A 13,934-nucleotide genomic window follows, 5' to 3' on the forward strand; every position below is an offset into this window, starting at 1 on the left:
CCCCGCTCCGGTCCGGCCGAAATGCCGCGGCCGGACAGGGCGGCGCGCATTTTTCAGGCGCCCGTATCTCCAGGTTTTCGGGGCACCCATGACGGATAGCGAATTCCACCGGATCAAGAGATTACCGCCGTATGTGTTCGCGGAAGTGAACGCCATGAAGGCGCGAGCCCGAGCCGCAGGCGAGGACATCATCGATTTCGGCATGGGCAATCCGGATCTGCCGACTCCTCCGCACATCGTGGAAAAGCTGATCGAGGCGGTTCAGGACCCGAAGACCCACCGCTATTCCAATTCGCGGGGCATCCCCGGCCTGCGGCGGGCGATCTGCTCCTACTACAAGAAGCGCTTCAACGTGACGCTCGACCCGGAGAGCGAGGCGATCGTCACGATCGGATCGAAGGAAGGGCTGGCCAACCTGGCGCAGGCGATCACCAGCCCGGGCGACATCATGCTGGTGCCCAATCCCAGCTATCCGATCCATCCCTTCGGCTTCATCCTGGCCGGCGCCGCGATCCGCCACCTGCCGATCGGGCAGGGCTACAGCTTCATGGAATCGCTGGAACGCGCGGTGAAGCACAGCGTGCCCAAGCCGCTGGCGGTCGTGCTGAACTATCCGTCCAACCCGACGGCCGAGGTCGTCGACCTGGACTTCTACCGGCCGATCGTGGAGTTCTGCCTGAAGCACGGGATCTACATCCTGTCCGACCTGGCCTACTCCGAGATCTATTTCGACGACGTGCCGCCGCCGTCGATCCTGGAGATCCCGGAGGCTCGGGAGATCGCGGTCGAGTTCACCTCGATGAGCAAGACCTATTCCATGCCCGGCTGGCGCATCGGCTTCGCCACCGGCAACAAGAAGCTGATCACGGCCCTGGCGCGCATCAAGTCCTACCTGGACTACGGCGCCTTCACCCCCATCCAGGTCGCCGCGGCCGCGGCACTCAACGGTCCGCAGGACTGCGTCGCCGAGGCTCGGGCGATCTACAAGGCCCGCCGCGACGTCCTGATCGAGGGTCTGGCCGCGGCGGGATGGCAGGTGCCCAGCCCGCCGGCCAGCATGTTCGCCTGGGCGCCGATCCCGGCCCAGTTCGCCCACCTGGGCAGCCTGGAGTTCAGCAAGCTGCTGCTCCAGGAGGCGAAGGTCGCCGTGGCGCCCGGCATCGGCTTCGGCGAGTACGGCGACGGCCATGTCCGGTTGGCGCTGGTCGAGAACCAGCACCGCATCCGGCAGGCCTGCCGCAACATCCGCCTGTTCTTCCAGGAAGCGGGGATCGCGCCGCAGGGCGCCGCGCGCCGCGCCCCGGTTCCCGCCGGCGCCAAGCAGCGGGCCGCGTCGTGACGGCCCCGTTGAAGATCGGGGTCGCCGGCCTGGGAACCGTCGGCGGCGGCGTCCTGAAGCTGCTGGACGGCCATGCCGACCTGCTGGCCGGGCGGAGCGGCCGGCGCATGATCGTCACCGCGGTCAGCGCACGGACGCGGGGCCGTGACCGCGGCGTGGATCTCAGCGGCGCCCGCTGGTACGAGGACGCGACCGCGCTGGCCGCCGATCCCGACGTCGACGTCGTGGTCGAACTGATCGGCGGGTCCGAGGGAATCGCCCGCGAGCTGTGCGAGACCGCGCTGACGCGGGGCAAGCACGTGGTCACCGCCAACAAGGCGCTGCTGGCGCTCCACGGCACCGGCCTGGCCCGGCTGGCCGAGGAGAACGGGGTGGCGCTCGCCTTCGAGGCGGCCGTGGCCGGCGGCATCCCGGTGATCAAGGGACTCCGCGAGGGGCTGGCGGCCAACGGGATCAAGGAAGTCCACGGCATCCTGAACGGCACCTGCAACTATATCCTGACCGAGATGCGGGAAACCGGGCGAGAGTTCGGCGACGTACTCGCCGAAGCGCAGAAGCTGGGCTACGCCGAGGCGGACCCGAGCTTCGACATCGACGGCGTGGACGCGGCCCACAAGCTGGCGATACTGACCTCCGTGGCGTTCGGCTGCGCGGTCGACTTCGAGTCCGTCCACATCGAAGGCATCCGGCATATATCCGCGCTGGACATCGACTATGCCCGCGAATTGGGCTACCGGATCAAGCTGCTGGGCATCGCCCGGCGCTACAACGGCAATGTCGAGCAGCGCGTCCATCCGGCCATGGTGCCGGTCGATTCGCCGATCGCGTCGGTCGACGGCGTGTTCAACGCGGTGGTGGCGGACGGGGATTTCGTCGAGAAGGTCACCTTCGTCGGCCGCGGCGCCGGCGCCGGCCCGACAGCGTCGGCCGTCGTCGCCGACCTCGTGGACGTGGCGCGGGGCCGGATCTCCCCGGCGTTCGGCGTCCCGTCCGATCGGCTTGAAAGCGTCCGAGCCGCCCCGCCCGAGGAACGCCGAGGAGCGTACTACCTGCGCCTCATGGTGGTCGACCGCCCCGGCGTGATAGCAGAGGTGGCGGCGGCGTTGCGCGACGAGAATGTTTCGATGGAATCGTTCCTGCAGCGCGGCCGTGCGCCGGGCGAAGCGGTTCCCGTCGTGTTGACCACCCACGACACCGATGAAGCGTCCATGCAGCGGGCGCTGGTGTCGCTGTCGCGGTTGGAAGCGGTGATGGAAGCGCCGCGGATGATTCGCATCGAGCAGTTCTGAGTCAGGTCCGACGGGCCGGGTGTCCGGAAAACCGGGCTCCGGAAAGAGTTCAATCGATTGAGGAAATGGGGAAGAACCCCAGGGGGAAAACGATGGTAGAGCAAGCAGCGCGTCAGATGGACCGCAACCTGGCCCTCGAGGTCGTACGCGTGACCGAGGCGGCCGCCCTGTCGGCATCGCTGCTGATCGGCCGCGGCGACGAGAAGCTGGCCGACCAGGCCGCCGTGGACGCGATGCGCCAGGCGCTGAACAGCCTGGCGATCGAAGGCACCGTCGTGATCGGCGAGGGCGAGCGGGACGAGGCGCCGATGCTGTATATCGGCGAGAAGGTCGGCACCGGCGGCCCGAAGGTCGATATCGCCCTCGATCCGCTGGAAGGCACCACCATCACCGCGACGGGTGGCCCGAACGCGCTGGCCGTGGTTGCGATGGCGGAGGAAGGCGGCTTCCTGAACGCGCCCGATGTCTACATGGACAAGATCGCGGTCGGCGGCAACCTGCCCGAAAATGTCGTGGACCTGGACGAGACGGTCGCCAACAACCTGAAGAACCTGGCCAAGGCCAAGGGCGCCGAAGTCTCCGAGCTGCTCGTCTGCATCCTGGACCGGCCGCGTCACTCGGAGCTGATCGCCAAGGTCCGCGAGGCCGGAGCCCGGATCATGCTGATCTCCGACGGCGACGTGTCCGGCGTGATCGCCACGTCCCAGCCGGAAAGCGGCGTGGACATGTACATGGGCAGCGGCGGCGCCCCCGAAGGCGTGTTGGCGGCCGCGGCCCTGCGCTGCATCGGCGGCCAGTTCCAGGGCCGGCTGCTGTTCCGCAACGACGACGAGAAGGCCCGGGCGGCGCGCTGGGGCGTCACCGACCTGACCCGCAAGTACGAGTTGAACGACTTGGCCAGCGGCAACGTGATGTTCGCCGCCACCGGCGTCACCACCGGCACCATGCTGCGGGGCGTTCGCCGCTTCGCCGGCGGGGCCGTGACCCACTCCATCGTCATGCGCTCGAAGAGCGGCACCGTCCGCATCGTCGAGGCGCACCACAACTTCCGCCGCAAGACCGGCTTCGGTCCCGCGGATAAGTGAGTTCGCAACAGGCCTTCCTGAACGTTACCCGCTCGCTCGGGGGCCGGCGCTGGATCGCCCGGCCGTCCGACGAGCGGACTGCCCTGGCGCTCGCCCAGAGCCACGGCCTGCCGGAACTGGTGGGCCGCGTCCTCTCGGCGCGCGGCGTCGATCTGCCCACGGCGGAAAATTTCCTGTCGCCGACGCTCAAGGCGTTGCTGCCCGACCCCAGCCACCTGAAGGACATGGACGCCGCGGCCGACCGGATCGCGCGCGCGATCCGGTCCGGCGAACGGGTGGCGGTGTTCGGCGACTATGACGTGGACGGCGCCACTTCGTCGGCCCTGCTTCGCCGTTTCTTCCGGGCGGCGGGGGCGGACCTGTCCGTCTACATCCCCGACCGGATCGCGGAGGGCTACGGCCCCAACGCGCCGGCGCTGATCCGCCTGAAGGAAAAGGGCATCAGCCTGGTGGTCACGGTCGATTGCGGCGTTACCGCCTTCGATCCGCTGGCCGCCGCCGCCGCTGCGGGGCTCGACGTGGTCGTGGTCGACCACCACGCCGCGGAGCCGCGCCTGCCGCAGGCGGTCGCGGTGGTGAACCCCAACCGGGTGGACGACGCCTCGCCGCACAAGACCCTGGCGGCGGTCGGCGTCACCTTCCTGCTGGTCGTGGCGCTCAACCGCGCGCTGCGGGATGCCGGCTGGTGGTCGGCGGGCCGGCCGCAGCCGGACTTGCTGGGCTGGCTCGACATCGTTGCCCTGGGGACGGTATGCGACGTGGTGCCGCTGGTCGGCCTCAACCGCGCCCTGGTGAGCCAGGGGCTCAGGGTGATGGCGCGGCGGTCCAATCCGGGCATCACCGCCCTTTCCGACTTGTGCAAGCTGGCGGAGAAGCCGGACGCCTGGCATGCCGGCTATATCCTGGGGCCACGGGTTAACGCCGGCGGCCGGGTCGGCGCGTCCGACCTGGGTGCCCGGCTGCTCTCGACCGACGATCCGGCCGAGGCCGCCGATCTGGCGCGCATCCTCGACCAGCACAATACCGAGCGCCGCGCCATCGAGGCGGCCGTGGTCGAGGAGGCCATGGTCCAGGTCGAGGCGGCGCTGGAGGATCTGGGCGGGCTGGTCTTCGCCGTCGGCGAGGGCTGGCACCCGGGGGTGATCGGCATCGTCGCCGCCCGCCTGAAGGAGCGTTACAACCGCGCGGCCTGCGTCGTGGCGCTGGACAAGGGCATCGGCAAGGCTTCGGGACGGTCGGTGCGCGGCGTCGACCTGGGAGCGGCGGTGATCGCCGCGCGCCATGCCGGCCTGCTGATCGCCGGCGGCGGCCACCGCATGGCGGCGGGCTTCACCGCGGCGGCCGAGCGGCTGCCGGAGCTGAAACGATTCCTGTCCGACCGCATCGCCGCCCAGCAGGAGGGCGGACCGCTTGCCCCGACCCTGGAGCTGGACGGCGTGCTGTCGGTGGGGGGAGCCACGCCCGGCTTGGTCGGTACGCTGGCCAAGCTGGGTCCCTTTGGCACAGGCAATTCCGAGCCCCGCTTCGCGCTGGCCGACGCCCGCATCGCCCATGCCAGCGTGGTCGGCGAGAACCATGTCCGCTGCATCCTGACCAGCGGAGGCGGCGAGCGCCTGAAGGCCATCGCGTTCCGCGCGCTCGACAGCGACCTGGGCAAGGGCCTGCTCAAGAGCGGCGGCGCGCCGCTGCATGTCGCCGGCCATCTGCGCCCCGACAATTGGCAGGGCCGGAACGAGGTCCAGCTGATGATCGAGGATGCCGCCCCGGTCTGGGGCACCGCTGGCTGACCCATTGCCGGGGCGGAGAAATTTCCCACAGAAACTTCGCCGCCCCAGCAGAATCCGCCTTGATTTACCCCCGTCGCCCGGCTATCCATCCACTCACTTCAGCGCCTCGTCCCCTTCGTCTAGAGGCCTAGGACACCGCCCTTTCACGGCGGCGACACGGGTTCGAATCCCGTAGGGGACGCCACTCAAAGTAGTGGCTTAGATCAAGGTTTTCCGGCGCCTACAGCAATCCGACAGGCACTGAAATCGTAGCAGGCTTCGTAGCAGAAGCCTAGCCTCTGGTGTGGTTAACGAGTTACACTGTATGGTGGCATTGACGGTGATGGATACGTTTTTCCGCCTCGGCGCCTATGTGTATGGAAAAATTACAAGTCTTTCATGTATAATTCTTTTTTGGCAACCAATCTATGTACCGCTACCTGGTTGCTCGGCTCTGTGGTTTCCAAACCTGACAGGTCAATCTACACCGAGTGTGTGTACGGATGTCTGAGAGGGGGGCTTGGTCCCTGCCCCGGGGGAGGTAGCTGAAGGCCGAATTGCTTCATCGTGCGGTCTTTGCGGGCAGGTCAACCAGAGGCGGCTTAGAACCGCCGTCCGGCAGCCAGTTCCTTACGCCCATTGCTCCGCATCGGCGCGGTTGTACCTTCCTGGGCGGGATGCTTCACCATGCCCTTGGGAGGCTTGCTGGGTGAGTCCCCAAGTTTTTCCGCTCCTTTCCCCTGCGGAGACCGAAAGCTATCCTGTGGCCTTCTGGCGGGCTTCTGCAGCATCAAGGATGCGGTACACGCTCGCTCGTCCAATCCCAAGGCGCTTGGCGATTTCACCTGCCCCTAGCCCTCCGGCCTTAAGGGCGCGTACCTGTACAGTGTCAATGCTGGCCTTCCGGCCCTTATAGACGCCTTCGGCCTTGGCTTTTGCGATCCCCTCTAACTGGCGCTCTTTCCTCAGGTTCGTCTCGAACTCCGCGAACACGCCTAGCATATCTAGGAACGCTTTACCGGCAGCCGTCCCGGTATCGATTGGTTGTTCCGTTGCCCTCAGGGTCACTCCCTTGGCCTTCAGTTCCCGAACGATATCCTGAAGGTCGCCGATGCTGCGGGCTAACCGGTCTACCCTGGTGACTACCAGCACGTCGTCAGACCGAAGGAACTGAAGCAGTGTGTCCAGCTCGGTCCGCCCTTGTCGGCTGGTGCCGCTCACCTTCTCCGATCGTACTACATCGCACCCAGCGGCTTTCAGCGCCGTGGTCTGGATGGACAGGTCTTGGTCAATGGTGCTCACTCTGGCGTAGCCGTAGACGGTCATGCTCCGGTTCCCGATTGTGTCTCATATGGGTCTAGAACCTGAACTTTGCCTGTCTCGAAATCGATAATCAATCCAAATGAGACTCATAGATGCTGGGGCAAATGTCTCACGACCTATGTCTCGTATGGGTATACATTAATGATGCAATGGTCGCCCAGCTTGTCGCCGTTCAGCGCTGCATTCATGTCGCTCGCCACCTTTGTTTGTGTCGGAGAGTACCGATCACCCGCCGAAGGCATGTGTTGTATCATTGTCACGGTGTGTGGCTTTGACCAGAGGAGAAGCATGGATGTTGTTGCAAGCCATGCCTTTCCCGGTATTTATACGACCAAGACGACAGCGGGGACGACAAGATCGTGGCTGCGTCGGTTGAATGAATACTCGATAGGGGTAGCTTAAATGAAAAAGATCCTTTTGGGGACCACCGCGATCGCCGCCGCCGCTTTGTATGCGCAGGCTGCACAGGCGCAGATCACCGTGTCCCTGGGCGGTTACACCGAGTTCTTCGGCGCCTACTACGATGACGATGCTCCCGGCCGTACCAGCCGCGAGTTCCAGCTCGAGACCGAGATCGTCGTCCGCGCCGACGGCAAGGCCGACAATGGCCTGCTCTACGGTGCCAAGGTCGAGCTGCAGAACTCCTCGGGTGCCAACGCCGGCATCGTTACGGACGAAGCCTCGGTCTACCTCGGCGGCACCTGGGGCCGTATCGAGCTCGGTGACTTCGACGGCGCTGCCGACACGCTCGCCATCTACGCCCCGCTGATCGGTATCGAGCAGCTCGACGGCGACGCCTACGACTTCCTGGACACCGGCTCTACTTCGGTGCCCCGCTTCGGCGCCCAGCCTTTCTTCGGCACCATCAAGGCTCCGGACTCGGGTGACTCCACCAAGGTCATGTACCTGACCCCGCGGTTCGCCGGCATCCAGGCCGGCGTCAGCTACGCCACCCAGAACGGCAACGAGGGTCAGTCGGTCGTCGCCTTTAAGGAAGACACCACCTACCGGGACTTCTTCGAGTTCGGCGCCAACTACACCGGCACCTTCGCCGGCTTCTCGGTCGCCCTGGGCGCCACCGGTTCGACGGCCAGCGGCGAAGACGCCGTCGGCGCCACCGAGCTGGAAGACTTCTTCGCTTGGCAGGCCGGTGCCCAGGTCGGCTACGCCGGCTTCAAGTTCGGCGGCGGCTACATTGACGGCGACGACTTCGGCGCTACTGCCGGCACGAACGCCGGTGACGCAAGCGCTTGGCACGTCGGCGCCAGCTACACGGCCGGTCCGTTCGCGGTCGGTATTAGCTATGCCGATGCCGAGGGTGCGAAGGGTGGCTTCACCACTTACACTCCGGACTACAAGACCTACGGCGGTGGCTTCGCCTACACCCTGGCTCCGGGCTTCATCGTCCAGGCCGACCTGATGTTCGTGGATGAGGACGTCGTTCCCGTTACTGCTACTGGTGTTGCTGCCGGACCTACGGTCAGCAATGAAGGTTACGTTGCCGTGCTGAGCACCCGCCTGAACTTCTAATCGAAGTGCGGACTGGGGCAACCGGGTCCAATGAACACGAAAGGGGCAGTGGCGAAAGCTGCTGCCCTTTTCGTATCCTAACCCATAACTGCAGAAGGATCTATCCTTCGACTTTTTACGCGTATTCCTTCTAGTCCTTCTGGCATTCGACGGGGCAGTAAAATGTAAATGTAGACACACCATCGAACGCTGAGAAGAGTTTCTGTAAAATATCAACGTTGCGGACAAGTTTATTTGCAGCTCTGATATCTATACTGATGGTTGTTTGTTGACGTGAAAGCTTAACCGAAAATGTAGTATGCCGTTCGGATCTCATGTCTGTTTGGGAAACGATACAGTCGGGCAATTCAGGAAAGAATAAAGCAATAGCGTCCCGAATGTCTTGAAGGAACTCGTCACTTGGATCGTCGTTAAGATTAACGTGCCACGTTGCTTCGTAAGGCGTCTCCATGCTTCTATTCAGCCCAAGAAAGCTTAAAACTTTCGACGCCAAGTCAAAGCTCAAAGCGCTCTCTCCGGAAAGCCAACGTGATAACGCGGGTCTGTTAATGCCAAGGTCTTCAGCAACCTTTTTTATGCTCGAAGTTAGCTTTATCACCGATCGAATTTTTGTTCGCGTTCCTGGATCATCAAGATCAATAGACGATTTGATGCCGTGCGATGCAATTATTTTAGCGACTTCGTCAAGCGATATATCCGTGTAAGTGCCGTTTGCTGTCATTCGTGCCAAGTGGGCTATCAGCACTGCCGATGGCCCCTCGCACTCTCGCTCACCTCTTGCCCATGCTTCAACCGTTCGCGGATTAACTCTGATCATTTGGGCCACCCGATCAGCCCAGCCGCGACGCTGACCATCATTGATCAAGTATCCAAGTTCGCGTAGGAGTGCAGGGGGCAAAGTAAAGTTATTTGGCATGGATCTCGAAACATTTCCTGTTTTTGAAGCGTTGTGATGGTGATTATGACTAATACCGAGATCGTCATGCACCAAAATCTGTGTGATCTCAGCGTGCTTACTCTGGTGAAGGACAAGAGCAAGGTTTGTGCTGCTCCACGGATCTGTAAAATCTACACTAGGACCGCAGGTCAGTTAGAAACATCGTGCAATGAGATGAGCTACATAGTGATGCTCCGTGGCACCGATCACCGCGTCTTAAAGGTCGCTCATCGTTTTTGTTTCCACTGACTGCCCGTTTTGAAAGTCATGGAGGTGGCAGGCGCTTTCGATTTGGGTGGGCGAGGCGCTGTAGCATCATGCGAATGGCTGCGAGGGTGACCATGGCTTCGGAGACTTCTGGCAATTCTTCATAGTCTTTGGACAGGCGACGCCATCGCCCGAACCAGCCGAATGTTCTTTCAACGATCCATCTGCGAGGGATGACGACGAAGCCAGTTGTCCCGGCGATCCGGCGGACGATGATCAGCGTCAGGCCGAGCAGGAAGCAGGCGAGCAGGACCGGCAACCGATTGTAGATGCTGTCGGCGAAGACGACCTGGAGCCAGCAGTAGAGGTGCTTAATCTTCTTCAGCAGATCCCAAGCGCTGTCGGCGTCCTGGATATCGGCAGCGTGAACGAGGACACCGAGCAGAAAGCCAGAGGTATCGACCCCGATATGGCGCTTGCGGCCCTTGACCTTCTTGGCGGCATCGTAGCCGCGAGAGCCCCTTTTTCCGTGGTTTTGACGGTCTGGGTGTCGATGATGACAGCCGTCGGGCTGGCCTCTCGACCTTCGGTCTCGCGCAGAGTTATGACCAGATAGTGGCGGATGGTTTCCCACACACCACCCTCCAGGAAAGTTCGGAAATAGCCATAGACTGTTTGCCACGGTGGAAAAGCGGGAGGCGGTGGCAGGTGGCGCCACTGACACCCGGTGCGCACGACATAGAACAGGCCATCCAGCATCTGCCGCATATCGGTGGTCCGGGGCCGACCGCCCGGCTTCGGCGGCGGGATGAACGGCTCGATCAGGCGGTACTGATCATCGCTCAAGGCCTGACCGGAACCATAATCCCCAACCAGCGCTCGATCCTCGGGTGTCCACATTGCGGCCTCCAGAATGGGCATCTCCGCCCTTCCAAACAGCTATAGACGTGACCCTTCCCCCGCGCTCAATCGGACTGGCTGCACTTTTAAAACGGGCAATGAAGTGGAATGCCTGGCGAGAAGTTGAAGCATCTGGAGTAACGTCATTCATGCATATGAGTCAAGTATGTCAAGGCAAAATGGAGCCGCTACGCAGAAGCCACATGAGAGACGATTTGACAGCCATCGGTGGGCTGAGTCGCCTGCTCTGAACAGCTTAGTTGATCAGGTGGCCAGCGCGATTGAGGCGTTGGAAGAGCGAATAAGGAGGCGCACCGAGGCAGAGGCATTCCGGTTCAGGACCGCAATCCGCGTGCTCCTGCTGAACCTGTTCACAGTCTGGTCGATTGATCCTAAGACCAAACTGGGCATTTCGTTGGATGCCAATGCCTACAGTGGTGCCTCACGGTACCGCAATCCGCACCTGACCTACCGTCAGTTTGAGGCTGCGTTTCGAGGTTTGGAAGCCTTGGGGTTCCTCAAGGTCACCAACCCTGGATACCAGTTCAAGGCGACTGGCGAAGGGCAGGTGACTAGGGTTGTTGGCACCGAGAAGTTGGGACTGCTGCTTCAGGAGGAGACCCAACTTTCACCGATCGATGTGGTTCCGTCACCGACACGGGAGACGATCCTGCTTCGTGATAACAGCGGAAGGATGGTGGAGTACGACGACACCGAAGATACGACCCGGATGCGTAACAATCTTGGTCGGATCAACCACGTTCTTCGGCAGAACTGGCCGGACATCGAGATCAGTCGTGACGAATGGGTTAACCTGCAGGAGCGGCTTGAGGCCAAGGAGGATCGGGTGCCAATTGATCTTGGTAGCCGGTATTTGAGCCGCATCTTCAACAATAACTCATTCCTGATGGGCGGACGGTTCTATGGCGGTTGGTGGCAGAATGTGCCCAGTGACCTCCGTCCCTACATCCGGATCAATGGCAAACTAACGGTGGAGATCGACTACTCTTCCATCCACCCCCGGATGTTGTTTGCTATGGAAGGGCTGGAAGCACCGGATGATCCGTACGACATTGGGCTTGATCCACGGTTCAGGGAGGTGGTCAAGCAGACCTTCAACGCCCTGATTAACGCCAGCACTAATCGCATCAATCCGGTAAGCAGCTTCGACGCTGACGCTATCGGCATGTCATGGCCTGAGTTCAAGAAAGTAGTGCGACAAGCGTTTGCCCCGATTGCCAAGTATTTTGGTACGGGTGAAGGCATCCGCCTGCAAAGGGTAGATAGTGACATTCTGGAAAAGGTACTGGTCTATTTTGCCGAGCGGGGCATTCCATGCCTTCCTATCCATGACAGTGTCATCATGCACCATGGTTACACCGATGAACTTGAGGCCGTGATGACCCAGGCATTCGAGGAAGTGACCGGAATTGCTGGCAAGGTTAAAGGGACGCTGAGCGTTCAGCGTGCCAGGGAGGCCAGAGGAAATCCGGACGGGGCATGGGACATCGAGGATGTGCTTCGGCCTGATCCGAGTTTTCGGGACTATGATGATCGTCTGGCCGCATGGCATCGGAAGGGATGGGGCAAGGCGTAGAGCATCCGCCCACGACTTCAGGGATACCAAGGCCATGGATTAGGAGAGGGGGGAGGGGGTATTCCCCATTACCCATAACGGTTAATTCTTAATCCATGGCCTTGAAGGGGAGGGGGAGGGAGGAGTTCCTCATTACCCATAACAGTTGATTTGGTGACCGGGGTTCTACTCGGCCACGTGCAGATGGCCCACGTCCAGATTGTCATACCGGACGCTTGCCATTGCCTCGGCCAATCGTGCCAGTGGGTAGCCTTGTCCATAGCGACGACTGACCGACGCACTGCTATGCCCCATCAACGCGTCGAACACGGCCTCCTCGATACCAGCCGCCCGACAAGCGTCCTTGAAACCGTGCCGGAATGAGTGGAAGACTTTTCGGTTGTCCGTGATGCCGATGTCTCGGGCATACCGGCCCCACCACTTCGACCAGTTGCCGGTCAGATGGCCCTTGCAGTCCGGCTTCAGCTCGGAGAACACCCGATCGTGACCAGCTTGCTGTTGCTGATCCACATAGGCCAGGAACCCGCACCGGATCAGTTCGGGATGGAGGGGAACCTTCCTCCTGGACTCGTTGGTCTTGATTGTCTTGCCGTCGCCAACCGTGTTGATATCGATGTAGTGGATACCGTTATCCTGCCGCACATCGGCCACCTGAAGCTGTCCCAATTCGTTCAGCCGCGCTCCGGTGAAGGCGCCCAGCATCGGCAGCCAGAAGTCGGCATTACGGATGAGGGCAGGTCCGGGAACTGTAGAGCGTGCCAGCGACTTCCGGCCGCGATATACGGGTGAGTTAAAGATGGTACCCAAGTCCGCCGTGCTGTAGGGCAACCGTGTTTCGCTGCTGGTCTTGGACTCTCGAACCTTCATCCCGGAAAAGGGATTGGCCTCAAGGTAACCGTTCTGGACCGCCCAGCTGAGCAAGGTTCCTATCGATCCCAGGAGGGCATTAACGGACGATCCAGAAAGTCGCTCAAGATCGCTCCTGCCGTCAACCTGCGCCAGGACATCCCGAAGAGGGAGATCACGCAGAGGGCCGGGCAGGGCACGCGGCATCTTCAACATCGCAGCCTTGAACTCTCGCACATGCGCTTTGGTGATGCTGTCGATCGGCATATCGCCGTGCAGGCTGTTGAACCGAGCTACGGCGGTATCGAACTTGGCGATGGTTTTGGCGGCGGGGCGACGCTCTGCCTTATACCTCTCGTAGATTTCCTGCAGTGTGGGCTGAGCTTCCGCCATGAAACCAGGGGCAGGCGTATTGCCAGCGATATTCAAGGCGACCACAGATCCAGCAGGGCAGGGAGCTACCACCGGGTCGGCCGGATCAGTGTCGAAAAGGCTATATGCCCGATCACGGGTTAGCTTCGCAATCTCCAGGTTGGCGCGAAGCGTGTAGTGGGCCAGCTTGCGCCACGCAGGGCTGTTCCGGTCAAGGACAATGCCGCTGGCGGTCAGGATAGCGTCCACGTCTTCGGCGACATGTCCCAGGCAATTCCGGTCCAGGTCATCCTGCGCGATGCCGACAACCTCATCATAGGTGTCCAACATCGCATCGTGCGGGTCCAAACGGTAATGGATGTCGGGATCATGGGCCGGTATGCGCTGGCGCAGGCGCATGTCCTCAGCTTCGGCCATTGCTCGGTCGAAATGCTGGCGAGCAAGGTTCTTCACGTCGGCTTCGGTCATCATCGCATTCGCTCTGGTTATGGCGAATAACCTAAGGCCGGCCGCTTTCATTATGGTTAATGAACGATGAGCTTCGGTTCGCCGGCTTGTCCGAAGGCTGCGGGTAATTTCCCGTCGACCGAAGCGGGGTACTAGATCGGATGGAACGAATAGGCGTACATAGAAGACGCCATTGGACCGGAGGTGCAGGTTTGCATTCGGCATGAAGGGGGCAGCCATCGTAGCAGGTTTCGTAGCAATGGCTTGTCGAACCGCTGACTTTGGCGACCAAAGCC

General features: G+C 61.9%; 10 protein-coding genes, 1 tRNA gene and 1 pseudogene. 7 read left to right on the forward strand and 5 right to left on the reverse strand.

Annotation, left to right across the window (positions count from 1 at the left end):
* Positions 1-88 precede the first annotated feature (88 nt).
* The 5 genes from JL100_RS09995 to JL100_RS10015 all read left to right on the forward strand — a co-directional run bounded on the left by JL100_RS09995 (position 89) and on the right by JL100_RS10015 (position 5,684).
* Positions 89-1,339 carry an LL-diaminopimelate aminotransferase gene (locus JL100_RS09995; RefSeq protein WP_202683599.1) on the forward strand — a complete coding sequence of 417 codons (1,251 nt, stop codon included), beginning with the start codon at positions 89-91 and terminating at the stop codon, positions 1,337-1,339.
* Positions 1,336-2,628, forward strand: coding sequence for a homoserine dehydrogenase (locus JL100_RS10000; RefSeq protein ID WP_202683598.1), 1,293 nt, complete (start codon positions 1,336-1,338; stop codon positions 2,626-2,628). Before JL100_RS09995 ends, JL100_RS10000 begins: the two co-directional genes overlap by 4 nt.
* Positions 2,629-2,744: 116 nt before the next feature.
* Positions 2,745-3,713, forward strand: coding sequence for a class II fructose-bisphosphatase (gene glpX, locus JL100_RS10005; RefSeq protein WP_202683677.1), 969 nt, complete (start codon positions 2,745-2,747; stop codon positions 3,711-3,713).
* A complete protein-coding gene (gene recJ, locus JL100_RS10010) occupies positions 3,710-5,500 on the forward strand; it encodes a single-stranded-DNA-specific exonuclease RecJ (protein ID WP_202683597.1) in 1,791 nt (596 codons plus the stop codon). The genes glpX and recJ overlap by 4 nt, the downstream gene beginning before the upstream one ends.
* Positions 5,501-5,608: 108 nt before the next feature.
* Positions 5,609-5,684, forward strand: a tRNA-Glu gene (locus JL100_RS10015).
* 551 nt (positions 5,685-6,235) lie between these two features.
* On the opposite strand, the gene JL100_RS10020 is transcribed toward JL100_RS10015, so the two are convergent.
* Entirely contained in the window at positions 6,236-6,805 is a 570-nt protein-coding gene (locus JL100_RS10020) for a recombinase family protein (RefSeq protein ID WP_202683596.1), read from the reverse strand.
* 399 nt (positions 6,806-7,204) lie between these two features.
* On the opposite strand from JL100_RS10020, the gene JL100_RS10025 reads away from it, so the two are divergent.
* Positions 7,205-8,332, forward strand: a complete 1,128-nt coding sequence (locus tag JL100_RS10025) for a porin (protein WP_202683595.1) — start codon at positions 7,205-7,207, stop codon at positions 8,330-8,332.
* A gap of 130 nt (positions 8,333-8,462) precedes the next feature.
* Here JL100_RS10025 and JL100_RS10030 read toward each other — a convergent pair whose 3' ends face one another.
* Together JL100_RS10030 and JL100_RS10035 are read right to left on the reverse strand one after the other, a co-directional pair.
* Positions 8,463-9,320, reverse strand: coding sequence for a helix-turn-helix domain-containing protein (locus JL100_RS10030; protein ID WP_202683594.1), 858 nt, complete (start codon positions 9,318-9,320; stop codon positions 8,463-8,465).
* A gap of 214 nt (positions 9,321-9,534) precedes the next feature.
* Positions 9,535-10,376 (reverse strand): IS5 family transposase gene (locus tag JL100_RS10035; RefSeq protein WP_456115318.1). Its coding sequence is split into 2 segments (ribosomal slippage): positions 9,535-10,004 and positions 10,004-10,376, totalling 843 coding nucleotides; the frame shifts between segments, so codons are not numbered across the junction.
* A gap of 352 nt (positions 10,377-10,728) precedes the next feature.
* Here JL100_RS10035 and JL100_RS10040 point away from each other — a divergent pair.
* Positions 10,729-11,973, forward strand: coding sequence for a hypothetical protein (locus tag JL100_RS10040; protein ID WP_202685116.1), 1,245 nt, complete (start codon positions 10,729-10,731; stop codon positions 11,971-11,973).
* 165 nt (positions 11,974-12,138) lie between these two features.
* Here JL100_RS10040 and JL100_RS10045 read toward each other — a convergent pair whose 3' ends face one another.
* A complete protein-coding gene (locus tag JL100_RS10045) occupies positions 12,139-13,659 on the reverse strand; it encodes a site-specific integrase (RefSeq protein ID WP_228421176.1) in 1,521 nt (506 codons plus the stop codon).
* An 81-nt stretch (positions 13,660-13,740) separates the two neighbouring features.
* Positions 13,741-13,878: pseudogene (locus JL100_RS36800) on the reverse strand (DUF6538 domain-containing protein); the annotation flags it as partial.
* Positions 13,879-13,934: the final 56 nt, after the last annotated feature.

Origin of the sequence: Skermanella mucosa (assembly GCF_016765655.2) — a bacterium.
GTDB classification, from domain to species: Bacteria; Pseudomonadota; Alphaproteobacteria; order Azospirillales; family Azospirillaceae; genus Skermanella; species Skermanella mucosa.